A 24,645-nucleotide genomic window follows, 5' to 3' on the forward strand; every position below is an offset into this window, starting at 1 on the left:
CACTCATGTGGCCACTCATGCTGCCAAATTCCCGATGCGATAGCCAAGCCCGCGCACCGTCTTGATCAGGTCAGGATCGGTCTTGCGCCGCACATGGTGCACGTAGACGTCGATCGCATTGCTGGCGACGCCCTCGCCCCAGCCGTACAGCGACGCTTCGAGTTCACTGCGGGTAAACACCTTGTTGGGCTGCTCGACAAGCCGCCGGAGCAGCATGAATTCGCGGTGCTGCAGATCGATCGGCTGGTTTTTCCAGCTGACCGCCATCCCCGCGAGATCCAGCGCCAGGTCGCCAAAGCGCAACTGGTTGACCGACAGGCCGGCGCGGCGCCGCTCGAGCACCCGCACCCGCGCCAGCAACTCGTCGACATCGAACGGCTTGATCAGGTAATCGTCGGCGCCCAGGTCGAGCGCGACGATCCGGTCGCGCACCGCATCGCGCGCCGACAGCACCAGCACCGGCACGGCGTTGCCAGCACGCCGCACCCGGGCCAGCACGTCGATGCCGTCCAGGCGCGGCAGGCCGAGGTCGAGGATGGCCAGGTCGAACGCGTTGTGTTCCAGCGCCGCGACCGCGGCCAGGCCGTCACCCACGTGTTCGACCGTGTAGCAGGCCCGCCCGAGCGCCAGCTTCAGGCCCGATGCCAGCGATTCGTCATCTTCGACTAGTAGTATTCGCATCCTGCGCGTCTCCTGCTGATTGCATCACTTGCGCTTGGCCGCGACTTGCGCGAGCAGGGCTTCGACTTCGGCCCGCCGACCCGCATCGGCCAGCTTGCGGCCGGGGCGCGCCGGTGCCTGCAGCGCCTTGCGCAGGCAGCGTTCGGCGCCAGCCATATCACCTTGACGATACAGAAAGTCGCCAAGGAAGAAGTTGGCATCAATTCCGTCCGGGTTCAGCGCCAGACCCTGCTGCAGGTTCTCGCGCGCCTTGTCCTTGTCGCCAAATCCGATCGGCCAGCCCGGCACCTGATAATACAGGCTCCCGAGGCTCGTGTAAGCCGAACCGGCCAACGCCTTCGGGTCGCTCTGCAGCGCGGCTTCGAAGTCCTTCTTCGCCGTCTTGGCCAGACCCAGGGCGCCCAGACCACCCTTGGCGCCGGCATGGCTGGCGACGATGATGCCGTGCCAGATCTGCACACCGGCGCTGTCGGGATAGCGAGCCAGCATCGCGTCCGCGTCAGCACTCAGTGCCTCGAATCCGCGCTCCTGTCCACCGGCGGGTGTACCGTACTTGACCTGTTCCCAGCGCTGTTGCAGGGCCCCGACGGCGTCATCGGCGGGTGCGGCCAGCGCGACATTGAAAGCAGCCATGCTGAGGACGAAGGTGGTGAGTGAGTGTTGCAATCTTTTCATGATGACCTCGGTTGTGCGTGCCGGACAGGCGCCGGCATGTGTTTGCGGATGACGGGTAACTGGCCCCGGATGGCCCGGTCGGGCAAGGCTGGCAGCAGGTGATTGACCAGGGCCAGCAGCGCTTCTTTCAGCCCTGGCTTGTACTCCCAAGCCGACCCTTCGATGAATTTGCATAACTGGCGCGCCACATCGGCCGGCTCGTCGAGCGCCACGCCCATCTCGGCGTTCATGGTCTCGACCGCGCCGGCGTTGATGGGCGTGCGGGTTGCGCGCGGGATGAAGTGCCGTACCGCGACGCTGGTATCGGCCAGCTCACGCCGCAGCGCCTGGGTAAAGCCGCGCAGACCCGATTTGCTGGCGCAATAGCCGGCAAAACCGGGATAGCCCAGGTAGCCGAATAATGAGCCGACATTGATGACCTGCGCGCTCGGCGCCTGGCGCAGCTGCGGCAGCAGGCGCTGCGTGAGCAGCATCGGCGCCAGCAGGTTGACCTCGAGCAGGCTGCGCAGCGCCGCCGGCGCCTGGCTCTGGAACGCATGGAAGGCGTTGATCCCGGCATTGTTGATCAGCAGATCGACGCCGCCAAGCTCGCCTGCTGCTGTAGCAATGGCGTCGAGCGTGGCGTCCTGCGTTGCATCGCCGACGACGATCCGCACGAGGTGCGGCCCAAGCCGTTCACGCAGCGCCCCGAGCACCGCGCCATTGCGGCCGACCAGCACCATCGACGCGCAGTACGGCGCCAGGGCGATTGCCAGCGCCTGGCCGATGCCCCCGCTCGCGCCGGTCAGTACCAGCCGCCATGTCGTGTGCGCCATGCTAGACCCCGGCCAGGCTGGGGGCGCGCTGTGGCAGGCTGCGGAAGATGTCGCCGTACAGGCGGTACATCATGCGCGCGCCATGGATCACGGCTTCGCGGTCGGCTTCGTTCCCGAGCTGGTTCATCAGGTTCACGAAGAACGCCACATGTTCCAGGTCGAGGCTGCCGTGCGAGGTCAGGTAGCTGAACGCTGCATCCGGCAGGTCAAGGCGCAACTGGATAGTCTGCGCAGCCTGGGTCGCCAGCGCGGTGCTGGTCCCTTCCAGCACGTGCACCATGCCGAAAAAGCCCACCGGATTGCCACGGTCGATCCCGTGGTAGGCGTACGCCACCATCAGTTCAGTTGCCGGCAGCGGCTGCGAGCGGCGCGCCAGGTCCGGATCGCCGCCACAGGCGGCGATGTCGGAAAGAATCCATGCCTCGTGGCCGATTTCTTCCTGGACGTATTCGGCGATCGCCTGACGCAACCAGGCTTGCTTGTCATTCAGCCGGCTGCCGCACGCCATCATGAGCGGCACCGTGTGCTTGACGTGGTGGTACGCCTGCGTCAGGAACGCCACGTACTGGTCGAGGTCGATATCGCCCGTGAGCGCCTGCTGGATCAGCGGTGTGCCCAGCAGTTGCTGGCGCTGGGGTTCGGTTTGCTGGCACAGGATGTCGTAGAACTGCATACATTGCTCCTTCAGGACTGGTAAATTTGTTCGATGCGCGCCGCGCAGCGCGTGCGCGCCGTGTCGCGCCGCAAGCGGCCGTTGGCAGTGACGGTGCCGTCGGCCTCGGAAAACGGCGTGGTGCGGAACCAGGCGCCGATGCGCGCGTAGTCGGGCAATTGCTCATTGGCCCGGGCCACGGCGGCATCGATCACGGCGTCCGGCGCATCCGCCTGCAGCGGCACGACCGCCGCGGCCAGATAGGCGCGGGCATCGCCCACCACCATGGCCTGGGCCAGTACACCGGTGCCGAGCAACAGCGACTCGGGCCACTCGGGCGACACGTTGCGTCCGTACGCGGTGACCAGCACATTGTTCTTGCGCCCGTCGATGTGCAGGTAGCCGTCGGCGTCGAGATGGCCGATGTCGCCCGTACCCAGCCAGGTGTCCTGGCCTGGCGCATGATCGGCTGGCGCCTGGCCCAGGTAGCCCGCCATGACGCCGCCGCCGACTTCGATCTCGCCGTCCGGCGCGATGCGCACGCTGCGGTTGGGCAGCGGTTTGCCGGCGCTGCCGATCCGCGCCTGCCCCGGCAGGTTCAGCGACACGACCGAGCCGCACTCCGACAGGCCGTAGCCTTCGTACACGGGAAATCCCATGGCCTGCGCCGCCTCGAGCAGCGCTTTCGGGGTTCTCGCCCCGCCGACCGCGATGAACTTGAGGCTGGCAAGGCGCGGATCGTCCGGCCGTACGGCGCCGACCAGCGCCTGCAGCATCTGCGGCAACAGGATCACGCTTTCGGCGCGCGTGGCGGCGATGGCGGCAAGACAGACGCCCGGGTCGAATGAGGCCGCACCGCGCAGGCCCGTCATGGCCAGCGGCAAGCTGATATTGAGCGCGCCCGACAGCAAGGCCGTGTAGGTGCCGGCGATATTTTCAAGCAGGACCGACAGCGGCAGCAGATTCAGATGGCGCCGGATGTTCAGGCCGGCCAGCGCGTCTGCCAGCACCTGGGCCAGTTCCCACTGCTGGCTGGAACCCAGGCACACGCCCTTTGGCTGCGCGGTCGTGCCCGACGTGAACGTCACTTTCTGCACGCCGGGCGGCACGCTGGCCGGCACGCTGGCGCCGGCATACAGCGACAAGGCGCCGGGCGTGGCAACCGCCGTGGGGTAGCCCAGCGCCCCGGCCAGCGCCGCATCGACGCAGAACAGGCCTTCGACCGCTGCCAGCGTCAGCGCGTGTTGCCACTGGGGCGGCGTGAAGAACGACGGCAGCGGCACCAGCGTCATGCCGGCTTCGTGCACGGCGAGGTCGATGGCGATCCATTCGGGACCGTTGTCGGCCAGGATCGCCAGCGCAGCGCCGGGACGGAACGTGGCGCGCAACATCCGCGCCAGCGCCTCGACACGCTCGATGAGCACGCTGGCGCTCCAGGTGCCGTGCGCGCCTTCCAGCACGGCGCCGCTCGCGGGGAGATTAGCGCGCCAGTTGATCATGACCGAATCCAATATTGCCGAACATGACTTGCGGATGGGTCGCGTAATAGCTACCCCATGCCCCCTGCGCCTGCCCCAGACGCGCCGGATCGGCGTCCGCCAGCACCGACGGTGCCAGCCGCAGCCGGGCGAACGAATTGAGCAGTGCGCGCGTGGCGGTGAACGTGACCCAGACCAGGCCCTGGCAATGCAGCTGGTGCGTCATGGCCACGATCAGGGCGCGCGCAGCGCCCGCATCGGTACTGGCCAGGTTGCCCACTTCGACGATGCTGCCGCGTGCGACCGGCCGGCCGGTGCGCGCGCCGATTTCGGTCTCGACCGGGCCGTCCAGATAATGTTCGAGAAACAGCCGGCCTTCGCCCGCCAGCGAATAACCGAGTGCAGCGACCCAGCGCCCGGCGCTGTCGCGGCAGCCGGCGAGCGTATGGCAGAAATGCTGCAGGGTAGCGCCGTAGACGCGGGCAAACTCGACAGCGATGAAGGCTTCGAGCGATGCGCGTTCCGGATGGTCCGGCGCCACGAGTTCAAGAGCGCGCCCGACCCCGGCTGCGGCGGGTGGCGTGGCGCTGGCGCGGGTAGCGCATGGCGTGGTGGTCGACACTGGTCACTCCTTTTGTTGTTCCCATGGCGAAACTTATGGGGGCAACATTAAGGCCAGATTAATCGACGCTCGCAGTGCGGAGAGTCAGCGGGACAGTGCCCTTGGGCGGTGTTCAGCGCCAGGCGCTGTCGGCCCCGGCATCGAAGACGAGGAAGCGCGAGGGGCCGTCCCTGAAATTATTATCGGAGACAATCACCAGCGAACGGTGGCCATTGGCCAGCCTGGGACCCCACGCCATCGCTTCATAGTTATCGGACCACCCAGCCGGCAGCTGCGCGTTGTCCAGCAGCTGGCGCTTGACGGCCGGCCGCACGCCGGCGGCGATCGGCGCGTCCGGATCGAGCGCAGTGGCGCCTTGCAGATCGACGTCATACAAACGCGCGTCGAATGTGAAATCGTGCGCCGTCTGGCGGCCGGCGCGCTCGATGACCAGCAGGCGGCGCGGTCCGATGGCCAGGATCTCGGCAATGCCGTTTTCGCTGTAGCCGCCCGGGCGGCCCGGCGGCAACACCGGCGCGAGCCGGTACGCGTACTGCACCAGGATGCGGCCCTGCCGGTCCAGCAAACTGAGTCGCGTGAACGCGCCCTCGCCCGGTGCCGACGCCTGCCCGTCCTGGATCAGCGCACCTTCCATCGCCAGCCACAGGTGCTGGCCATCGACACTGAAGCTCAGGCCCTCCGGCCCCGCATTGCTGCGCCCACCGGCTTCTTCATCGGGCTGGATCTGCAGCGCTGCGGGAAACGGCGGCGCGGCCAGGGGCGTACCATCCATGCCGGCGCGCGCCAGCAGCATTGGCGAGCGTGCGGCGCGATCGCCTTCGCCGGCGAACCAGAGACTGCGCCCGAGTGGATCGATGCGCAGCGCCTCCAGGTCGGCCACCTGCCCGGGTTCGCCGCGCCGCGCATACGGCGCGCCGCCAGCCTGCACCAGCGGCTGCATGCCGGTGATCTGTACGCCCGCGACGCGTTGCGCGTCGTAGTCGATGCGGGCGCGATAGAAACGCGTCGGGCCATGCACGCGACGATCGTCGCTGATGATGAGCCATTCCCTGGTCACGCTGTCGTAATCGATGCCGGACAAGCCACCCACGCGCGTCCCGTCGATGCGCATGTCACCCGCCAGTTGCGTGGTGCCGATCAGGCGCAGGTTGGGCGAAGGCGTGCTGCAGGCAGTGAGCAGCAGCGCAGCAGAAATGGCGAAAAGCCGGCGAATGAAGGTCATGGCGGTCTGAAAAAATTCCGGCGCACCCGCCGGCAAACGGCCATTATCCATCAAGCGACGGCCCTGCCGCCAGCCTGCCCTGCCTTACATCCTCAAGCGCAGGCTCACGCCATACGTCGTCGGGTTGTAGCGGATATCGCGCGGCTGGTACTGACCGAGCGAGCTTTCATACTTGGTGCGCGTCAGGTTGATGGCGTCAAACTGCAGCGACACGTTGTCGTTGATTTCGTAGCCGATGCTCAGGTCGACGAAGGTCGCGGCCTTGACCACGCGGTCCTGGCCGAACGGTGCTTCGGCGATCTGCTCGACATAGTCGCCCCGGCGCGTGGCGGCCAGGCGGCCGGTGAAGCCGCTGCCTTCGTACAGCAGCGCGAAGTTGTAGCTCTGGCGCGAGACGCCGGTGAGCGCCGTCGTCGTGAACTGGTCGCTGTCGAACGCCGTGCGTGACTGGTTGTCGGCATCAATATAGGTGGCGTTGAACTGCGCACCCAGGCCGCTCCAGGCGCCCGGCAAAAAGTCAGCGAATTTCTGGATGCCGAATTCAGCGCCGCGCAGGCGGCCCTTGCCCGAATTTCGCGGGCGCGTCACGCGGTATAGCTGGCCGTCGATCGTTTCATCCTGCGTGAAGGTTTGCTGGTAGCCATGGATATCGCGGTGGAACAGCGCGATCTGCGCGTAGCCATTTTGCTTGAAGTAGTACTCCAGTGTGGCGTCGAGATTGGTGGATTTGGTCGGCTCCAGCAAGGGATTGCCAGCCCCGCCGCTACCCGCCACGTTGACCGTCGGCGCAATCAGGGACAGCGACGGGTTGAGCGCACCGAACTCGGGCCGCGTGATCGTCTTGCCGACCGACAGGTGCGACTGCAGGTTCTCGCGCCAGCCGATCGTCGCCGTGGCGCTTGGCAGCACATTGGTTTCCGACGTCGACTGGTCAATGTCGGTGATCGCATCGCCAATGCGACTCTGGCCGCGCAGGTCGCGGTTCACGCGCACGACGCGCAGCCCGGCTTCGCTCTTGATGCCCACGCCGGCGATCTCATGGTCCCAGCGCCCCGCCGCGTACAGCGTGACATTCTGCTCTTTCTGGTCGAACGCGCGCGCCGGGTCTTCGGCAATGCGCCCGCTCGCCAGGCCGTAGCCATTGCGCACGGCGTCGGCCTGGTCGATCAGGAAGTCAGCCGACGGGGCGCTCCAGGCACCACCCAGGCGGTCCAGCCCCGGCACCAGCTGCTGGAACGCCGGTCCGAACGCGCCGATCGGGGTCGGCCGCGCCCCCCTGAAGTCGGCGTTGCCTTCGGCGCCGTGATAGCTCGCCTTGCGCGACGACAGGCGCACGCCGCCCAGTAAAGCCCGGAAGGCACCATCGCCCGGCATCCGGTAGACGGCGTCGGTGCGCCACTGCAACTGGGTGCCGGCCTGCTCGTTCCAGTTCTGCACCATCCCGCGCAGCACATAGGCATTTGGGTCTTGCAGTACGTTGGCGTTGCCGTTCTTGGTGATGGCATTGAAGCCGCCATGACCGTCGGCGCCATACGCGTACACATTGGCGCTCACGCCAGGTGCCTGCTGGTCGACGATCAGCGTGTCGTTGACGAATTTCGAACGCGTGTAGCCCACCTGCGACTCGACCGACAGCGGGCCCTCGAGGTACTTCAGGCCCAGGTTCAGGTAGTGCGTGGCGGTGCGTTCGTTCTGGCCCCAGGTGCTGGTGGCGGTGTATGGCTCCCAGTCGTTGGCGCCGCCGAACTGCGCGGCGGGCGCGCTCGCCGACAGGATCGGGCAGATGACGCCCAGCGACGTCACGCAGCCATTGGACTGCTGGCCCAGCGTCACGCCGGTCAGGCGCGGCGCCGAACCGACATTCGAGAACGCGTAGTTGACGGCGTTGCGCCCCTGGTAACCCATGCCCAGGTATTGCGCGGTGGCCGTCGTGCGCGGGTTGATCTTCCACTGGAAGGCGCCGTGCACGCTCTGGCGTTCGCGCGCGCCCTGGTTGTAGGTGCCGCCGATATGCGGCAACTGGCCCAGCACCTCGCCAGGGGCAAGCGGTGCGAATGGCGCCGATTCGCCCAGGCGCGTGGCGCTGCCGTCAGGCCGCACCGAGAACACGTTCGATGGCCGGTCGTTGTACTGCACCGGATAGGCCCAGTTGTCGCGGTTGACGGCAACGTCGAACAGCGCGCCCATCTCGCCGAAGTCGGTGTCCCAGCGGTTGCTGACCAAAAAGCCACCGCCCGGGCTGTGCTTGTCGGCCGTGTTGCCGCTGCCGTTGATCTGGTTGACGCGGTCTTCGACGTAGCCGGTGGCCACGAAGCCCTTGGCGTCGAACGGTGCGCGCAGGCGGATATTCACGGCGCCGGCGATGCCGCCTTCGAACTGGTTCGCGGTGGCCGATTTGTAGACTTCCATGCCGCCGATCGACTGCACCGGCAAATCCTGGTACGCCAGACGACGCCCGGCAGCGGTGAAAATCTCGTTGCCGTCCAAGGTGGTGGCGACGTCGGGCAAGCCGCGGATGGTGACGTTGCTGGTTTCGCCGCGATCGCGCCCGACCTGTACGCCCGCCACGCGCTGCAGCGCATCGCCCGCATGGCGGTCGGGGAACTTGCCGATATCGTCGGCATTGATCGCATCGACCACCTGCGCCGCATCGCGCTTGATGTCCTCGGCCGAGCGCAGGCTCTGGCGCAGGCCCGTGACCTTGATGACGGTGGGCGCGGCCGGGGTTGCCGGAGCGGCATCCACTGGCGCCGCCGGCGCCGGCGGAACTGGCGCGTCGGCGACGGCCTGTGCGAAGGCTGGTGCGCCATATGAGGACAGCAGCATGATGGCCGCGCATACCGGCGTGAGGTTCAAACGGCGCATTCGTTCTCCTGGAGTCTGCGTGAATCGGACGCGCCGCGACTGGCATCGCCCCAAATGTGTCTTCATAACGCAGTGCTACGCTAACCAGTTGACATAAATACACGAAAATAATTGCGTGGCCGCAGGAAAACGTGCGAGGTTCAGGCACAAACCTTCGCCGCATCCAACGTGGCCAGCACCTGCGGACCGATCTCGCGCACCGAGCGCACGCCGGTGAGCACCATCGTGGTCCGCAGCTCCTTGTCGATGATCTGCAGCAGCCGCTCGACGCCGGCCTGGCCGTGCGTGGCCAGCGCATACACGAAGGCGCGTCCCAGCAGTACGCCATCGGCGCCCAGCGCCAGCATGCGAAACACGTCGGTGCCGGTGCGCACGCCGCCATCGGCAAAGATGGTCAGCCTGCCGCCCACAGCCGCGGCGATGCCCGGCAGCGCCTGCGCGCTCGACGGCGCCCCGTCCAGCTGGCGCCCGCCGTGGTTCGACACGACGATGCCGTCGGCGCCGAAGGCCAGCGCGGCGCGCGCATCCTCGGGGTCGAGAATGCCCTTGATGACGAGCCGGCCCTGCCACTCGTCACGAATCCATTGCAGGTCGTTCCAGGCGATGCCGGGGTCGAAGTTCGCACCCAGCCAGCCGATGTAGTCGGCCAGGCCGGTGCTGCTGCCCAGGTAAGCGGTGATGTTGCCCAGGTCGTGCGGCCGGCCGAACAGGCCGACGTCCCAGGCCCAGCGCGGATGCGTCAGTGCCTGCAGCACGCGCCGCAGCGGGCCGTGCGCGCCGCTCATGCCGCTGTGCGCATCGCGGTAGCGCGCGCCCGGCACCGGCATGTCGACAGTGAACACGAGCGTGCGCGAGCCAAGCTCCCAGGCACGGCGCATCATGTCGCGCATGAAGCCGCGGTCCTTCAGCACGTACAGCTGGAACCAGACCGGCGTGGCAGCATGCGCTGCTACCTCGGCCAGCGGGCATACCGACACGGTCGACCCGATGAACGGGATTTTGCAACGGCTGGCGGCGCGCACGGCCTGCACCTCGCCGCGCCGCGCATACATGCCGGTCAGGCCGACAGGCGCCAGCGCAATCGGCAGCGCGTAATCGTCGCCGAACCAGTTCACGCCCAGGTCGAGATGCTCGCTGCCCCTGAGCACGCGCTGGCGCAGCCTGACCGCCTGCAGGTCGTCGACGTTGCTGCGCAAGGTCTGCTCGGCGCCGGCGCCGCCATCGAGGTAGTGAAACAGGAACGGTGGCAGACGGCGCTGCGCGGCGGCGCGAAAATCGAGGGCGGACGAAATGATCATGGCGGGGACGGAAGCGGATCGAAGGGGCAGTCTACGTCGCTGGGTGCGCTGCTGTCCATGGGCCGGTGCGGCAATGGCCAGCACGGCGGGTTCACCAGCACTGTGAGAATGTGCGAACAATTGGCGCGCGGCGGCCCCTATACTTGTCCGATATGCACACACGGTCGCGATCGATGTCAGCCTCCTGGAACCGCTCGCTGGGCGTCGGCGGCGCCATGCTGCTGCACGTCGCCATGCTGACCGCATGGCAGGCGAGCCGCCAGCAAGCGCCCGACGATGACCGACAGGTGGTCTTCACCCAGTGGGTGCAGGTGCCTGACAGCAGGCCGCGGCCTGCCATACGCGAAGTACACGTGCCGGTGGCGCGCAGGCGTGCCACTGTACCTGCCCCAGTCGTCAGGACGGGCCATGCGGTGGCGCCGGGCAGCGGGCAGCTCACTGCCGGGGCGGATGTTGCCCTGCCTGGCGATGGTCTTGACGTGCCTTCAGTTCAAGGGAACGCACGACTGAACGTGGAACAGGCGTTGCGCGACGCCGGCGCCATCGATCGCACGCTGCGCAAGAGCAGCAAGGCGTATATCGTCGCGCCACCGGACAGCCCGCAGATCCGCATGGCCAGGGGCTTTGCGGAGGCGGCGGCGGTCGCACCGGGCCGCTGGTGGGAAGCGCCCAAGATCGTTGAACTCGTCAATGACGGCGGCGACGGCGCGCGACGCACACGCGTCGTCACGGCTGCCGGCATTTACTGCATCACCGAGCGCTCCCCGGCAACGAGCATCGACATGATCGAAAAATTCGGCAAACAAAGGATCACGAACTGCGGGCATGAACACGAACAACCTGTCAATGCCCAGGAATGGCGGACCGCGCGCGATTGACGATGGCCTCGCCGCGGGTCAAGCCGACGTCTTGGCGTCCTCGAGCGACTTGCCGGCGGCAAGCCACGCCTTGACCCAGGCCGGTTGACGGCCACGACCGCTCCATTGCTGGGCAGGATCGTCGGGGTTCGTGTAGCCGATGGTGGCGGTGCCTGGTTTTGCTGGCGCTGGCGCTTTGATCGCCAGCACCTGTTTCTCGGTCAGGCCGGCATTGCGGGCAATGTGGAGGATCTGTTCGCGCGCCTTGCTGATGCTGAGGTAATGGTGGGTTTTGAGTGCATCGTTGACTTCGGCTTCAAGTGCGCGAAGTTTGGCCAGCGAATATTTGGAGAGGTCTTGCATGGTTGCCTGGTGCTTTGTAGTGAATGAAACCAGCACCCTATCATGGCAGGCCCCTGTTGGCGAACCGATCGGATACGGTTTCTCCGTTTTTACTGCAGGCGAACCGCCACATCGAACAGCCAGGTCCGGCGAATTTCCACCACATCGTACTGGCGCGCCAGCGCCGGCGGGAACGGTCCATACGGCGCGTGACTGGCAATGATCTGGCGGATCGCCTCATCGACCGCAGGCACGCCACTCGAGGTCACGAACGTCACCCGTTCCACCGAACCGTCGCTGCGCACGGCCACCGTCACGAGCGGCTGCCGGTGAGGCTGTTTGACGACATCGCGCACGGCATCCAGGCTCATGTTCAGCTCGATCTTGCGGCCCATGGCTTCGGCGTACGCCACGAGGTCGGCATTGGCATCGGCGCGGCCCAGCAGCCAGCCGCGCCGCTGCCCGCCAGCGGCGTCACGCTGCGCGGCTTCCTGATTCAACTGCCGGCCGATCGCGCGCAGGCGCTCTTCACGCTGCGCTTCCTGCGGGGTTTGCACGGGCGCGGGTGCCACCTGCGGCAACTGCGCCAGGCGTGCTGCTTCCTGCCTGATCGCGTCCTGGCGGGATGCTTCCTGGCGTGCTGCTTCCTGCCTGATCGCGTCCTGGCGGGATGCCTCCTGGCGTGCTGCTTCCTGCCTGATCGCGTCCTGGCGGGATGCTTCCTGTTGCGCCAGTCTCGCTTGCTCTTGCCGGGTCGCTTCAGCACGCGCGGCCTCAAGCCGTGCCTTATCCTGGCGGGCCACTTCACGTTTGGCCTGTTCCTGCCGGGCGATTTCTGCACGGGCAGCCTCACGCTGGGCCGCCGCCGCGCGGTTCGCTTCCTCCAGACGCTGCGCATCTGCACGCTCGGCATCACGTTGGGCCGCTTCGGCGCTGGCAAGCGTCTCGCGGGCGGCTTGCTCACGTGCCTGTGCCTGTGCCTGTGCCTGTGCCTGTGCCTGTGCCTGTGCCTGTGCCTGTGCCTGTGCCTGTGCCTGTGCCTGTGCCGTCAACTCGGCCAGCCGCTGCTGTTCTGCCGCTGCCGTCGCGGCGCGCGCAGTCTCGCGCTGGACAACCTGCTGGCGCACGCGCTCTTCTGCGATCGCCGTGTCCCGTTTTTCGTCATCGAGCGCGATGATGCGTGCGCCGGCTGCGTCGTCGCTCTGCAGCGTCGGCGCTGGCTGGATCCTGGCAACCGGTGCCGGTTGCATCGCGAGCGCGGGTGCAGGCGCACTCGGTGCCGGTGCGACGGGCGGCGTCGGTTGACTCATGGCGACCGGCGCCGGCGCCGGTGCTGGTGCTGGTGCTGGTGCTGCCATGTCGGGCACGGGTGGCAGTGCTGCTGGTGCTGTGGCCGGTGCCGGTGCTGTGGCCGGTGCCGGCCACAGCCTGACATTCAGTTCCGTCGCCGCCAATCGTCGCTCTTCCCACGGCATGCGCAATCCCGGAAGCCCGAACACATCGCCCTCGAGTGGAATGCTCAGCAGCAGAGCGTGGATCGCCAGGGATAGCAGCAGAGCCAGGCGCATTCGCCAGGAAAAGGTCGGGGTGTCGGAAGGGGTTCTCACATTGTCGGATCGGTCGGCGTCGGTGTGATGGTGGCAAGTTGCCAATGGTGCAAGATCAGCGGCGATGCTATCACACCGCTGGCGCCGTCGCCATGCGCGCTGAACACGACCGACCTGTGGCACTATCGCTTGCAAGGCCCCCCCCGTGCAGCGCGGTGGGGGATTTACTGAACCACGCGAAGGACCGCCGTCCATGCCACAGATTTCCCACCTCGTTGGCACCAAGACCTATCAGTTTGCCGATCTGCGCGACCTGCTGGCCAAGGCCACGCCCGCGCGCTCGGGCGACCACCTGGCCGGTATTGCCGCCGGCAGCGCCGAAGAGCGCGTCGCCGCGCAGATGGCGCTGGCCGACCTGCCCCTGAGCATTTTCCTGAACGACGTCGTCGTGCCGTACGAAGCCGACGAAATCACGCGCCTGATCATCGACAGCCACGACAGCGCCGCGTTTGCGCCGATCCGCCACCTCACGGTCGGGAGTTTGCGCGAATGGCTGCTGGGCGATGCTGTCGACGGGACCATGCTGGCGCGCGTCGCACCGGGCATCACGCCCGAAATGGCGGCGGCGGTATCGAAGATCATGCGCATCCAGGACCTGGTGCTGGTGGCGCGCAAATGCCGCGTGGTCACGCGCTTTCGCAATACGATCGGCCTCGCCGGCACGCTGTCGACGCGCCTGCAGCCGAACCACCCGCTGGACGACCTGTCGGGCATCGCAGCCAGCCTGTTCGACGGCCTGATGTACGGCAGCGGCGATGCGGTTATCGGCATCAATCCGGCCACCGACAATGTCGCGCAGGTGGTCAAGCTCGTCACGATGCTGGACGAGATCATCAGCCGCTATGAGACTCCCACCCAGTCATGCGTGCTGACGCACGTGACCAACACCATCGAGGCGATCGGACGCGGCGCACCGGTCGACCTGGTCTTCCAGTCGATCGCCGGCACGCAGGCAGCCAACGCCAGTTTCGGCATCGACCTGGCGCTGCTCGGCGAAGCCCGCGCCGCTGCGCTGTCGCTGGGCCGCAGCACGGTCGGCAACAACGTCATGTATTTCGAGACCGGCCAGGGCAGCGCGCTGTCGGCCAATGCCAACCATGGCGTCGACCAGCAAACCTGCGAGGCCCGCGCGTATGCGGTGGCGCGCGCATTCGAGCCGCTGCTGGTGAACACCGTGGTGGGGTTCATGGGACCGGAATACCTGTACGACGGCAAACAGATCATCCGCGCCGGCCTCGAAGACCACTTTTGCGCCAAACTGCTCGGCCTGCCGATGGGGTGCGACGTCTGCTATACCAACCACGCCGAAGCCGACCAGGACGACATGGACGTGCTGCTGACGATGCTGGGCACGGCCGGCTGCACCTTCGTGATGGGCATTCCCGGCGGGGACGACATCATGCTCAATTATCAGACGACGTCGTTCCACGATGCGCTGTATGCGCGCCGTGCGCTGGGCCTGCGACCGGCGCCGGAGTTCGACGCATGGTTGCGCGCAATGGGTATCTTCAAAGGCGGTGATCGGTTCGATCTTGGGCGTAACGTGCCCCCGGCATTCCAGCGCGCGCTGCTGCAGTCATCCTGAGGTTGCCTTCATGTCCAATTCGACCGACGACCCCATTGCCGCCGCCGCACCCTGGCAGAGCCTGCGCCAGTTCACCGATGCCCGCATTGCGCTGGGCGCCGCCGGCATCAGCCAGCCAACAGGCGCGCAGCTCGACTTTCAGCTCGCACATGCACGGGCGCGCGATGCCGTGCACCTCCCGCTCGACGTTGATGCGCTCAAGCCAGTATTGCAGGCAGCGTGGCCGCACGCTGGCCAGCCCCTGCTGCTGCACAGCGCGGCTGCGAACCGTAACGTCTATCTGCAGCGGCCGGATCTGGGGCGGCGGCTCGATGCGCCATCACGCGCGCTTCTGACCGATAGTGACGTTGGCAACCATTCCTGCGATCTGGCGATCGTCGTGGCGGATGGCTTGTCGTCACACGCGATCGCGCAGAATGCTGCGTCCTTCCTGTCAGCGCTACATCTGCAGCTGGCCGCCGAGGCGTGGACGCTTGCGCCAGTTGCGCTCGTCCAGCAAGGCCGCGTCGCCGTGGGCGATGAAGTCGGTGAATTGCTGGGGGCGAAGATCGTCGTCGTACTGATTGGTGAACGGCCGGGCCTGAGCGCACCGGACAGCATGGGCATCTACATGACGTGGGCGCCACGCGCCGGCCTGACGGACCAGCGTCGCAACTGCATTTCGAACGTCAGGCCGGCGGGTTTGGGTTACGTCCAGGCCGCCGCCCGGCTGCATTATCTGCTCGGGCAAGCGCAGCTACGGCAGTTGAGCGGCGTCACGCTGAAAGATGAGACGAGGCAGGATGACGTGCTGCCGGGCGGCGGCGGGCCGGCGTTCCTGCTGTGACTTTCCGAAACAGATATCGCGTTTTGAAAATTGCTGCAACCACTGACTGTGAATGGCGGAGGCAACTAATCCTTGCTGAATTAAACCAGCTGGATGAACTTCCGCTTTCTGCCAGAAGCGAACTTACATAATCCTCGTGTTTACCAAGATGAAAATTCGTACGGCTGCGACTGAAGACCTAGAGCGTATCGTTCATTTGTTTGGGCAGCTCGGATATTCAACTGAACCAGAGAAAGTAGAAAAACAGCTCAATGCGCTGCGCTGCGGTGCTTCGGGACAGGCGTTTGTCTCGGAGGACCGCGGCAATACTGTCGGCGTGGCGATAGTGCACATCATGAAGCCATTACACGTCGAAGGTTCATGGGCTCTGCTGTCTGCGTTAGTAGTGGATGACAAATGCAGGAGTTCGGGCATAGGAGCACACTTACTGGCCGCTGCAGAGCAATTTGCGATGCAGCACGACTGTTCACACCTCGAATTGTCCAGCAGCACTGCGCGCACTCGAGCGCACATGTTCTTCTAGGCGTTACGGACCATCTTCAGTGGAAAGACGAGCATCTGCTCGTTTTGCAGGGCAAGATCAACTCCTACGTGTAGTTTGTCGAAAGCGGTGAAGTCTTCGATATGCTTTCCGGATCCAAAGGCAAGAAAATACAGATTGATGTGATTACGAAATACAAGCCAACCGAAGATGCTCTTCAATTCTTTGGACATGCTGAGGCGTTTCTTAGACAGGAAGGCATTGGATTCGCGCATAGAGCCGGGCCTGACGGATACGAGGCCGCTGAGCTATAAGGTCCGCGATGGGTTGGAACCAGCCGGTCGCGACAGGCAGAATCCGGCCAAAAGCGGACAGCATCATTCAATGCTTGGCCGACTCTACTTCACCTTCACAGCAGGAATGCTGGAACGTCGATATCTCATAAAAAATCTGTTCACTTATGCTGGATTGATCCCTGCCAGCAAATTTACTAAAAGATTCGGATTGGCAGGCTTAACGAAGTAGTAATCAAAGCCTGCGGCGATGGAACTTTCCTTGTCATATTCTTGGCCATAGCCTGTAACAGCAATGAGCGTGGCATGGGCGGATTACGAGCTCATACGAAGGCGCCGCGCCAGCTCGTTCCCGTCCATATCTGGAAGCCCGATATCAAGCAGGAAAACGTCGTATTTCTCGACTGCGGCAGTCTCCAGCGCATCTGCTGAACTGTATTGCACGACCACCTTGTGCCCTGATGTTTCCAGGAACATGGCCAACAGGTCGGCCGCATCGACATTGTCATCTACTACTAGCATCTTCAACTGCTTTGGAACCGCTGAGGGGCTATGCATTTCCGCTGCTATTTCGTGCGGTAGCGCTTCAATCAGCGGGAGCGAAACGGTAAAAGTCGAGCCGCGTTCCCGCCCGTCGCTGCGCGCTTGCACCTGCCCAGCATGCAGAGTGACCAGGCTTTTTACGAGGGCCAGACCAAGACCAAGACCGCCTTGGGCGCGATCCGACGAGCGCCGCTCCTGGGTGAACAAGTCGAAGACGAAAGGCAGTAGTTCGGCATCCATTCCTATTCCGTTATCCCGAATGGATATGTCGAGCCGTTCTGCATTGGCATCTATCGCCACCGAGATTTCGCTTCCGTCAGGCGTATATTTTGCGGCATTCTGCATCAGGTTCGTGACGACTTGTACCAAGCGCTTTCGGTCACCCATGACGAGTGCCGATTTCATGGGTGACGAAAGCGTTAACTTGTGCCGTTTCGCGTCCATGAACGGCATGACCTGTTCGATCGATTCGTCAACGACTTGCCGGATATCAACGCGCTCTCGTACCAGCTTGACCAAGCCGCTGGTGACACGTGACACGTCGAGCAGGTCGGTCACCAGGTTACTCATATGTTCGGCCTGGCGCGTGACTATCTGGCCCAAATGCCGGACCTTTCCGGCGTCATCGGCAACTGCTGCAAGCATCCGCGCCGCCGAAACGATTGGGGCGAGCGGATTGCGAAGCTCGTGGGCCAACATCGCAAGGAACTCGTCCTTACGCCGGCCCGCTTCCTGTAAGGCCAGATTCGCCTCTTTGCGGCTAGTGATGTCAGTGGCAATTCCGGCAAAGCGGCGCTTGCCGGTTTGAGCGTCCGTGAACATGCGGCCCTTGGCACTTACCCAGACTGTATTCCCCGTGCCAGGCAAGGTGCGGTAGTCGATATCGTAAGAGGTGCCGTCCTGCATCGCCTGCGTCACAGCGGCAATGACTTTGTCACGATCTTCAGGATGGATGATACGGGTGAAGTACTCCAGGCTGGCACCTCGTTCAGCGACCTCGGGCGGCACGCCGTACAGGCTGGCGAAGCGCTTGTCCATGATTGTCACACCGGTGTCGGGATCGATCGACCAGGTACCCATATTTCCCGATTCCAGCGACAATCGAAAGCGCTCTTCCGCGTCCTGGTGCCGAGCCAGTGCCGAGACTTTGTCGGTTGTCTCGATGACTGTGCCGATCACGCCGACAATAACGCCCTGCTCGTCGCGGACAGGACTGACCGAGAAGGTGAAAACTCTTTGTCCAGCACGTTCGCCCTGTGTAATTGGCAGCGCCATATCCTGAAAAAACATGGTCTGCCCTGCCAATGCCTGGGAACAGATCGACACAACGGTATCAGCAACTTCTGGCCACAATGCTTCCATGGTCATGCCTTGCCGCGTAGCAGGCCGTCCAGTCATCAGTTCCCGGTAAGGTTCGTTGAACATGGTATGCAATTGACTCGACCATGCAACATAGGATGGAAATCCGGAGTTGAGTATGATGCTGAATGACGTGCGCAGTGCGGCGGGCCAGTATTCAATGGGGCCAAGGGGATGGGCGGCCCAGTCGGATTGAGCAATGTCCCAGCCGACGTCGTTGGTATCGTCGAGAAATGAAAAGTTTGCGGATAACATGGCGCACCAGATGTAGAGTTCAAGGAATTTACCTGTCAGACGCTCATTGTGCAGTGTCAGGTCGTGTCACGGTCATACCAGTGTCGCGAAAATAGCCACTACAAATTAGTTGATCGGGACTCTGCATCGGTCGAAAGCTGCCGGACACAGATCGGCCAGCAGCAGTCGCTTGCAACCGCCTTCGTTGCAAGTTGTAGAACTAGAAAGGAATAGTGGAGAATGCACATGCACGGCCCAAGCCCAGACACGATGTATCCAATGGATGGTTTTCCTCAGATCTGCTTCCTGAAAAACGCCGTTACCCGTCCGAACATCGAAATCGGCGACTTTACGTATTACGATGATCCCAATGGCGTAGAAAACTTCGAAAATAACGTGTTGTATCACTTCCCTTTCATTGGGGACCGCCTGATCATCGGTAGATTTTGCGCAATCGCGCGTGGCGTCAAATTCATCATGAATGGTGCCAATCACCAGATGAATGGAATCTCAACCTTCCCGTTCTTCATTTTCGGCAACGGTTGGGAAGTTGCTCGCCCAGCTCCGGGCGAACTTCCGTACAAAGGCGATACCATTATCGGCAACGATGTATGGATTGGTTACGATGTATTGATCATGCCAGGCGTGACGATTGGCGATGGCGCCATCATCGCTGCGCGCTCGGTGGTCACGACCGATGTCCCTCCTTACACGGTCGTTGGCGGAAACCCCGCTCAGGTCGTGCGACGGCGCTTCGATGCTGACAGCGTTCGGCGCCTGCAATCGGTTGCGTGGTGGAATCGTTCTCCAGCGTGGATCACGGAGCATCTCAATAAGATTCGAGCCGGCGACATTGATGCTCTTGAAAGCGCGGCCATTGCCGATCCGTTCGAGTAGGCCGTTCCGCTTGATCACGTTTCGACTGATTTCGGCGTCAGCTTCCCGGAAAGGGGCTGCCGTGCACCGCGAGGCAGAGACTGGCCAACAGCGGCCGGTAAGGTCGACAGCGGCGTGTCGAGGCGGTAGCTGTCAGCAGAATCAACCGGGCCCAGCCCGGCACCGCAGCACCTCGCGTCACGTCTACTTCGGCAAGTTACACTTGCTGTAGACAGCGACGCGAACCACCCTGTCACCAGCTCAGCGAACTGCTGCCTTCGCCCGCGCTGCGTGCAGTTTCTTGTAGCTGTCGATCAGGCGGTGATGGCGATCGAGCCCCTCCAGCGCCATGCTGGTCGGGGTCAAGCCGTAGAAGCGCACGCTGCCGTCCACCGAGCCGAGCACCGAGTCCATGCGCTCGTCGCCATACATGCGGCGGAAGTTGGCGACATAATCGTCCAGTTCCAGATCGTCATCGAGCGAGACTTCCAGCACCACGTTCATCGCCTGATAGAACAGGCGGCGTTCGACGGTGTTGTCGTTGTACTGCAGGAATGCACCGACCAGTTCATGCGCATCCTCGAGCTGTCCGAGCGCCAGGTGAATCAGCAGCTTGAGTTCGAGCACGGTCAGCTGACCCCACTCGGTATTCTCGTCGAACTCGATGCCGATCAGCGTGGCGATATCCGAGTACTCGTCGAGCTCACTGTTTTCCAGGCGATCGATCAGCGCTTCGAGGCTGGCGTCGTCCAGGCGGTGCAGGTTCAGGACATCGCTGCGGAACAGCAGCGACTTGTTCGTGTTATCCCAGATCAGGTCTTCGACCGGATAAATCTCGGAGTAACCCGGCACCAGGATGCGGCAAGCAGTCGCGCCAAGCTGGTCATACACCGCTGTATAGACTTCCTTGCCCATATCGGCGAGGATCGCCAGCAACGTTGCCGCCTCTTCGGCATTCGCGTGTTCGCCCTGGCTCGAGAAATCCCATTCCACGAAATCGAAATCGGCTTTGGCGCTGAAGAAGCGCCACGACACAATGCCGCTCGAATCGATGAAGTGTTCGACGAAGTTGTTTGGCTCGGTGACGGCATTGCTGGCGAACGTCGGCTGCGGCAGATCGTTCAAGCCTTCGAAGCTGCGGCCCTGCAGGAGCTCGGTCAGGCTGCGCTCCAGCGCCACCTCGAAACTCGGATGCGCGCCGAACGAGGCGAACACGCCGCCGGTCTTGCGGTTCATCAGCGTCACGCACATGACGGGATACGTGCCGCCCATCGACGCGTCCTTCACCAGCACCGGGAAGCCCTGCTCTTCCAGCGCCGCGATGCCAGCCACGATGCCCGGATATTTTGCCAGCACTTCTTGCGGCACGTCCGGCAGCGACAATTCGCCTTCCAGGATCTCGCGCTTGACGGCGCGTTCGAAAATCTCGGACAGGCACTGCACCTGCGCTTCGGCCAGCGTATTACCGGCGCTCATGCCATTGCTGACGTACAGGTTCTCGATCAAGTTGGTCGGGAAATACACGACTTCGCCGTCCGACTGGCGCACGTATGGCAGCGCGCAAATGCCGCGCGCGGCATTGCCCGAATTGGTGTCGATCAGGTGGGAGCCACGCAATTCGTCGTCCGGGTTATAGATATCGAGGCTGTACGCGTCAAGGATCTCCGCCGGCAACGCGTCGTTAGGGCCCGGCTTGAACCAGCGCTCGTTCGGGTAATGGACGAACGGCGCATTGGCGAGGTCTTCGCCCCAGAACGCGCCGGCGTAGAAGTGGTTGCAATTGAGGCGCTCGATATATTCGCCCAGGGCCGACGCCAGTGCGCTTTCCTTGGTCGCGCCCTTGCCGTTGGTGAAGCACATCGGCGAATGGGCGTCGCGGATATGCAGCGACCAGACGTTCGGCACGATATTGCGCCACGAGGCGATCTCGATCTTGATGCCCCAGTCAGCCAGCATGCCGGACATATTGGCGATGGTCTGTTCGAGCGGCAGGTCCTTGCCGGTGATGTAGGTGCGCGAGTCGGTCGATGGCTGCAGGGTCAGCAGCGCCTGCGCATCGGCGTCGAGATTCTCGACTTCTTCGATGACGAACTCGGGGCCGGCCTGCACCACCTTTTTGACCGTGCACCGGTCGATCGAGCGCAGGATGCCCTGGCGGTCCTTGTCCGAAATATCGGCAGGCAGTTCGACCTGGATCTTGAAGATCTGCTGGTAACGGTTTTCCGGGTCGACGATATTATTCTGCGACAGGCGGATATGTTCGGTCGGGATGTTGCGCGTATCGCAGTACAGCTTGACGAAATACGCCGCGCACAGGGCCGACGAAGCCAGGAAATAATCGAATGGACCCGGCGCCGAACCGTCACCCTTGTAACGGATGGGTTGGTCGGCAATCACCGTGAAGTCATCGAACTTCGCCTCGAGACGCAGTTTGTCGAGAAAGTTGACCTTGATTTCCATCGCAGATTCCAGTTAAGACGTAAAAATTCAGATATACAGCACCCCGGGAGGGGGCGCCCGTTGGGAACGAACACAACACTAGGATTGTCGTCTTGCCGACAAAGAGGACGCGTGGTGAGCAGAGCAACGCCAGGGTGGACAGTATACTCACTCTGCCCTGTGTTGTGGGGAAACCGGGACGTGTGCGATGCGCGGCGTTATCGCGGGAAGGACCGCACGAAAGACCGGGCGTTAGGGCGCCGCATCATTCACATGCGGACGCCCCTGGCCGGTTTCCCAGGGTCTGGGCCGGGACGATTGTCGTCGCGCGCGGCAATGTCACCATCGACAGATCGATGAACGGGAAGACCGACTGGTACGGCACGGCGGCGCATTCAGCCCCGTCGGTGGGCTGGCAAATCCTGACCTGGACCAGACGGATGCAACTGGCGCCATAGGGATCGGTCAGGCAATTCGTCGCATTTTCGGCGGGACATGACGGCAACGCAGAGATGATTTGCATGCCGAGCGTGCTGCTACTTGCACCGCCGGTCACCGCCAGATAATCGATTTTCAGATGGGCTGGCGTGACAGGAAATCCGAGAATGAGATTGCCATTGGCATCGCTGAACATGGCCCGTCTGCGTACCGCTTCCGTGGAGGCCGGGTCGAATGCAGAATTGGCTGCATCCGTGGCAGCGCGGCGCGTAATCTCTTGTAGCGTGTTAAACAGATAAACTGCGCGCGTGACTTCGAGCATTGAAAAGACAAACATGAAAAACACGATCGCCAGGAGCGCGAATTCGACAGCGGCAATACCCAGCTGACGTCTTATCGATCTGGGCCGTTGACCGTGGCGATGTTGTTTAGTTTCCGACATAGGTGACCTGCGAATACGCCCAGAGATCAACGCGTTTTCCCGAACCAGCATGGCTGGATAACAGCGAAAAGAACGGATGCGTGATCTTCAGTTCAATTGCAGCCTGGACCGAAACCGGGGTCAGCGAGCTACTGCACGGCGTCCAGATAATCATGGACGTACCGCCGAACTTGTATCCACAAGACACTGATGGCGTCATGCTCGTATCCTGATCGAAGTCCGATGTCTCTTTCGCGATGATGTCGAGTGCCAGATTGCCCGAACCGCCGCTTCGAATTTCCGACAGTCGGGCCCCCGCCATATACAAAGCGGCATGATGAACAGATTTCTGCGCCGCAGTGTATTGCCAGAGGAATTTCCCCAGAAGCGTTATCCAGAACAGCAGTGGCACCAGGATGAAGCTCATGCAAAGCGCCAGTTCCACCGCCGCCGCCCCGCCTTGCTGAGTCCGCGCAGAGAAAATAACAGGATGGTTCATGGATATAACCTCACTTGTCCGACAAGGGCTGTCGGCGGCACCAGACCGGCAAATTCGGCGTACAGAGCATCCTTCGTTGCCGGAACAGTCATGAAGAACTTGGCAATCGCCCGCACTTCGGTTGTTCCGGAAGCGCTCATTCCTGCAGTACAGCGCAGTAACGGGATATACAACAACCGGCGCAGGGCCACGCCCGGCACACCAACCGGTGCTTCGATGCTCGAGGTATACGGGGTGGAAGGATACGTCTTGCCCGATGCCACTTTCTGATCGGGGCCATATAAAGTTTGCCACTGCGTGGTAGAAAATTTCGTGTACCCGCCTGCTGGCTCCGGTGAGCCGCTCACATATTTGCTATCGCTGATGACTGCACGCGCGTAAATCCACAGTGGGCCATACATGCCGCCCGCCGTCGCAGGCGATATCTTGCCCAACTGGTCCAGTGGCACATCCCCGACCGTGATCATTTTGCCATCAAACTTCCTCGTCTCTGCGGATTGCGTCGTGGGCGCCTTGTCCATCGCCGCAAACTGGGTCAGGTAGTCGAATTGCTTGATATTCGTGTCGGGCGGCGCCGAGCTTGCCAGGCAAGGGGCGGTGTAACTGCCGAAGCGGGAATTGAACTGCTCGTACAGTGACGGCAAGGGAAAACCTTCTGTGTATTTCACGTGACTACCTGCAGACACGGGAATCCCAACCGTTCCCGTGCAAACGAACGGCTTCATGACAGCCGTCATTGCAGCCATGGATGAACTGGCTTGTCCTGGCAACGCTAACGGATCGATCAGATAATGCGCGCCGCCCGTATCGCCATGCGGATTGAGTTGCATGACGTCATAGCTGACGCCGCGGCGGAACCCGTATTCCACCAGCTCGTTGATCGTGCCACGGGCCGCACCTGCGTCGTCCGACATGGCGCAGATCGCCATTGGCAGGACATTGGTGGAGGCACGACCAGCAATTGCCGCACTGGCGATGTGGGATGTGTCGCCGATTGCAGGAACCATCCGAAGCAGATACATCTGCACGTCGCCGTGCATCGCGTCGAGCAGATTCGTGTTGACCCGCGCATAGAACATGGTACTGGCATTCGCCGCGAGACCTGCACTTGCGGCGTCCAGCCAGCTGGCGCCGTCGGGAAGCGCACTGAACTGAATCGCGTTCTCGGACCACCCGATCAATTGCAGGTAATTGTAAGACCGGCCGGCGGCAGCCTGCATGGCCGCATTACGGGCACGGGTCACGCCCGCAACAGTGCCATCCAGTTCTTTCGCGGCGGCAATCGCAATGGCCTCGGCTGCAGACTGCAACTCAATCTTGCGGTGAAACATGCGTCCAAGATCGAGCGCCAGACCGAACATGCCGATCACCACCAGTAACAACACCGCTGTCATCAGGGCAAACGCACCCCGCTGGCGACCATGGCATGGCAATGCCGCGTGCCGCCGGCTTGCGTGGCCTGGTAACACAGGCAATCGGTTGGCAATGCTTTCCATTGTTGATCTCGCATCGGGAGCCAGCAGACGAATATTGCTTT

21 protein-coding genes and 1 pseudogene are annotated in these 24,645 nt (G+C 63.2%); 6 read left to right on the forward strand and 16 right to left on the reverse strand.

What is annotated here, in order from left to right; all coding sequences use genetic code 11:
• Positions 1–15 precede the first annotated feature (15 nt).
• The 9 genes from AC56LH_RS09140 to lldD all read right to left on the reverse strand — a co-directional run bounded on the left by AC56LH_RS09140 (position 16) and on the right by lldD (position 10,308).
• Positions 16–681, reverse strand: coding sequence for a response regulator transcription factor (locus AC56LH_RS09140; RefSeq protein ID WP_499645652.1), 666 nt, complete (start codon positions 679–681; stop codon positions 16–18).
• A gap of 24 nt (positions 682–705) precedes the next feature.
• A complete protein-coding gene (locus AC56LH_RS09145; RefSeq protein WP_499645653.1) occupies positions 706–1,356 on the reverse strand; it encodes a tetratricopeptide repeat protein in 651 nt (216 codons plus the stop codon).
• Positions 1,353–2,171, reverse strand: coding sequence for an SDR family oxidoreductase (locus AC56LH_RS09150; RefSeq protein ID WP_499645655.1), 819 nt, complete (start codon positions 2,169–2,171; stop codon positions 1,353–1,355). Before AC56LH_RS09150 ends, AC56LH_RS09145 begins: the two co-directional genes overlap by 4 nt.
• 1 nt (position 2,172) lies before the next feature.
• Positions 2,173–2,844 (reverse strand): iron-containing redox enzyme family protein, encoded by a 672-nt coding sequence (locus AC56LH_RS09155; protein ID WP_499645656.1) that lies wholly within the window; start codon positions 2,842–2,844, stop codon positions 2,173–2,175.
• An 11-nt stretch (positions 2,845–2,855) separates the two neighbouring features.
• A complete protein-coding gene (locus AC56LH_RS09160) occupies positions 2,856–4,322 on the reverse strand; it encodes an AMP-binding protein (RefSeq protein ID WP_499645657.1) in 1,467 nt (488 codons plus the stop codon).
• Positions 4,303–4,923, reverse strand: a complete 621-nt coding sequence (locus AC56LH_RS09165) for a thermostable hemolysin (protein WP_499645658.1) — start codon at positions 4,921–4,923, stop codon at positions 4,303–4,305. The genes AC56LH_RS09160 and AC56LH_RS09165 overlap by 20 nt, the downstream gene beginning before the upstream one ends.
• Before the next feature lie 112 nt (positions 4,924–5,035).
• Entirely contained in the window at positions 5,036–6,145 is a 1,110-nt protein-coding gene (locus AC56LH_RS09170; RefSeq protein WP_499645659.1) for an esterase-like activity of phytase family protein, read from the reverse strand.
• Positions 6,146–6,229: 84 nt separating this feature from the next.
• On the reverse strand, positions 6,230–9,010 hold the full coding sequence (locus tag AC56LH_RS09175; protein ID WP_499645660.1) for a TonB-dependent receptor: 2,781 nt from the start codon (positions 9,008–9,010) through the stop codon (positions 6,230–6,232).
• Between the two features lie 140 nt (positions 9,011–9,150).
• Positions 9,151–10,308: an FMN-dependent L-lactate dehydrogenase LldD gene (gene lldD, locus AC56LH_RS09180; RefSeq protein WP_499645661.1), complete on the reverse strand. Its 1,158-nt coding sequence runs from the start codon at positions 10,306–10,308 to the stop codon at positions 9,151–9,153.
• Positions 10,309–10,481: 173 nt separating this feature from the next.
• Between lldD and AC56LH_RS09185 the strand changes: the two genes are divergently transcribed.
• Positions 10,482–11,186, forward strand: coding sequence for a hypothetical protein (locus tag AC56LH_RS09185; protein WP_499645662.1), 705 nt, complete (start codon positions 10,482–10,484; stop codon positions 11,184–11,186).
• A gap of 18 nt (positions 11,187–11,204) precedes the next feature.
• On the opposite strand, the gene AC56LH_RS09190 is transcribed toward AC56LH_RS09185, so the two are convergent.
• Positions 11,205–11,528: an H-NS histone family protein gene (locus AC56LH_RS09190; RefSeq protein WP_499645663.1), complete on the reverse strand. Its 324-nt coding sequence runs from the start codon at positions 11,526–11,528 to the stop codon at positions 11,205–11,207.
• Between the two features lie 89 nt (positions 11,529–11,617).
• On the reverse strand, positions 11,618–13,075 hold the full coding sequence (locus AC56LH_RS09195) for a TonB C-terminal domain-containing protein (protein ID WP_499645664.1): 1,458 nt from the start codon (positions 13,073–13,075) through the stop codon (positions 11,618–11,620).
• A 232-nt stretch (positions 13,076–13,307) separates the two neighbouring features.
• Between AC56LH_RS09195 and AC56LH_RS09200 the strand changes: the two genes are divergently transcribed.
• The 4 genes and pseudogenes from AC56LH_RS09200 to AC56LH_RS09215 all read left to right on the forward strand — a co-directional run bounded on the left by AC56LH_RS09200 (position 13,308) and on the right by AC56LH_RS09215 (position 16,320).
• Entirely contained in the window at positions 13,308–14,699 is a 1,392-nt protein-coding gene (locus tag AC56LH_RS09200) for an ethanolamine ammonia-lyase subunit EutB (protein ID WP_499645665.1), read from the forward strand.
• A gap of 10 nt (positions 14,700–14,709) precedes the next feature.
• Positions 14,710–15,525, forward strand: a complete 816-nt coding sequence (gene eutC / locus AC56LH_RS09205) for an ethanolamine ammonia-lyase subunit EutC (protein ID WP_499645666.1) — start codon at positions 14,710–14,712, stop codon at positions 15,523–15,525.
• Positions 15,526–15,673: 148 nt separating this feature from the next.
• The gene (locus AC56LH_RS09210) at positions 15,674–16,048 is read left to right on the forward strand and encodes a GNAT family N-acetyltransferase (protein ID WP_499645667.1); all 375 of its coding nucleotides are present in this window, start codon (positions 15,674–15,676) and stop codon (positions 16,046–16,048) included.
• A 35-nt stretch (positions 16,049–16,083) separates the two neighbouring features.
• Positions 16,084–16,320: pseudogene (locus AC56LH_RS09215) on the forward strand (DUF6572 domain-containing protein).
• 294 nt (positions 16,321–16,614) lie between these two features.
• Here AC56LH_RS09215 and AC56LH_RS09220 read toward each other — a convergent pair.
• Entirely contained in the window at positions 16,615–18,456 is a 1,842-nt protein-coding gene (locus tag AC56LH_RS09220) for a PAS domain-containing hybrid sensor histidine kinase/response regulator (RefSeq protein ID WP_499645668.1), read from the reverse strand.
• A gap of 219 nt (positions 18,457–18,675) precedes the next feature.
• On the opposite strand from AC56LH_RS09220, the gene AC56LH_RS09225 reads away from it, so the two are divergent.
• The gene (locus AC56LH_RS09225; RefSeq protein ID WP_499645669.1) at positions 18,676–19,332 is read left to right on the forward strand and encodes a Vat family streptogramin A O-acetyltransferase; all 657 of its coding nucleotides are present in this window, start codon (positions 18,676–18,678) and stop codon (positions 19,330–19,332) included.
• 240 nt (positions 19,333–19,572) lie between these two features.
• Here the strand turns inward: AC56LH_RS09225 and AC56LH_RS09230 are convergent, their stop codons facing one another.
• From AC56LH_RS09230 to AC56LH_RS09245, 4 genes are all read right to left on the reverse strand, one after another.
• Positions 19,573–21,771, reverse strand: a complete 2,199-nt coding sequence (locus tag AC56LH_RS09230) for an OsmC domain/YcaO domain-containing protein (RefSeq protein ID WP_499645670.1) — start codon at positions 21,769–21,771, stop codon at positions 19,573–19,575.
• A 244-nt stretch (positions 21,772–22,015) separates the two neighbouring features.
• Positions 22,016–22,630, reverse strand: coding sequence for a TadE/TadG family type IV pilus assembly protein (locus AC56LH_RS09235; RefSeq protein ID WP_499645671.1), 615 nt, complete (start codon positions 22,628–22,630; stop codon positions 22,016–22,018).
• Entirely contained in the window at positions 22,617–23,108 is a 492-nt protein-coding gene (locus AC56LH_RS09240; RefSeq protein ID WP_499645672.1) for a TadE/TadG family type IV pilus assembly protein, read from the reverse strand. Before AC56LH_RS09240 ends, AC56LH_RS09235 begins: the two co-directional genes overlap by 14 nt.
• A complete protein-coding gene (locus AC56LH_RS09245) occupies positions 23,105–24,604 on the reverse strand; it encodes a pilus assembly protein TadG-related protein (RefSeq protein WP_499645673.1) in 1,500 nt (499 codons plus the stop codon). Before AC56LH_RS09245 ends, AC56LH_RS09240 begins: the two co-directional genes overlap by 4 nt.
• Between the last annotated feature and the right edge of the window lie 41 nt (positions 24,605–24,645).

Source organism: Telluria sp. LT1R51-2 (genome assembly GCF_059685775.1).

Coding starts and splice junctions, on each gene's coding strand:
- AC56LH_RS09200 (WP_499645665.1), top strand. CDS start 13,308: ATGCCACAGATTTCCCACCTCGTTGGCACCAAGACCTATCAGTTTGCC.
- lldD (WP_499645661.1), bottom strand. CDS start 10,308: ATGATCATTTCGTCCGCCCTCGATTTTCGCGCCGCCGCGCAGCGCCGT.
- AC56LH_RS09155 (WP_499645656.1), bottom strand. CDS start 2,844: ATGCAGTTCTACGACATCCTGTGCCAGCAAACCGAACCCCAGCGCCAG.
- AC56LH_RS09225 (WP_499645669.1), top strand. CDS start 18,676: ATGCACATGCACGGCCCAAGCCCAGACACGATGTATCCAATGGATGGT.
- AC56LH_RS09240 (WP_499645672.1), bottom strand. CDS start 23,108: ATGAACCATCCTGTTATTTTCTCTGCGCGGACTCAGCAAGGCGGGGCG.
- AC56LH_RS09160 (WP_499645657.1), bottom strand. CDS start 4,322: ATGATCAACTGGCGCGCTAATCTCCCCGCGAGCGGCGCCGTGCTGGAA.
- AC56LH_RS09175 (WP_499645660.1), bottom strand. CDS start 9,010: ATGCGCCGTTTGAACCTCACGCCGGTATGCGCGGCCATCATGCTGCTG.
- AC56LH_RS09230 (WP_499645670.1), bottom strand. CDS start 21,771: ATGGAAATCAAGGTCAACTTTCTCGACAAACTGCGTCTCGAGGCGAAG.
- eutC (WP_499645666.1), top strand. CDS start 14,710: ATGTCCAATTCGACCGACGACCCCATTGCCGCCGCCGCACCCTGGCAG.
- AC56LH_RS09235 (WP_499645671.1), bottom strand. CDS start 22,630: ATGTCGGAAACTAAACAACATCGCCACGGTCAACGGCCCAGATCGATA.
- AC56LH_RS09185 (WP_499645662.1), top strand. CDS start 10,482: ATGTCAGCCTCCTGGAACCGCTCGCTGGGCGTCGGCGGCGCCATGCTG.
- AC56LH_RS09150 (WP_499645655.1), bottom strand. CDS start 2,171: ATGGCGCACACGACATGGCGGCTGGTACTGACCGGCGCGAGCGGGGGC.
- AC56LH_RS09140 (WP_499645652.1), bottom strand. CDS start 681: ATGCGAATACTACTAGTCGAAGATGACGAATCGCTGGCATCGGGCCTG.
- AC56LH_RS09190 (WP_499645663.1), bottom strand. CDS start 11,528: ATGCAAGACCTCTCCAAATATTCGCTGGCCAAACTTCGCGCACTTGAA.
- AC56LH_RS09220 (WP_499645668.1), bottom strand. CDS start 18,456: ATGTTATCCGCAAACTTTTCATTTCTCGACGATACCAACGACGTCGGC.
- AC56LH_RS09195 (WP_499645664.1), bottom strand. CDS start 13,075: ATGCGCCTGGCTCTGCTGCTATCCCTGGCGATCCACGCTCTGCTGCTG.
- AC56LH_RS09210 (WP_499645667.1), top strand. CDS start 15,674: ATGAAAATTCGTACGGCTGCGACTGAAGACCTAGAGCGTATCGTTCAT.
- AC56LH_RS09145 (WP_499645653.1), bottom strand. CDS start 1,356: ATGAAAAGATTGCAACACTCACTCACCACCTTCGTCCTCAGCATGGCT.
- AC56LH_RS09170 (WP_499645659.1), bottom strand. CDS start 6,145: ATGACCTTCATTCGCCGGCTTTTCGCCATTTCTGCTGCGCTGCTGCTC.
- AC56LH_RS09245 (WP_499645673.1), bottom strand. CDS start 24,604: ATGGAAAGCATTGCCAACCGATTGCCTGTGTTACCAGGCCACGCAAGC.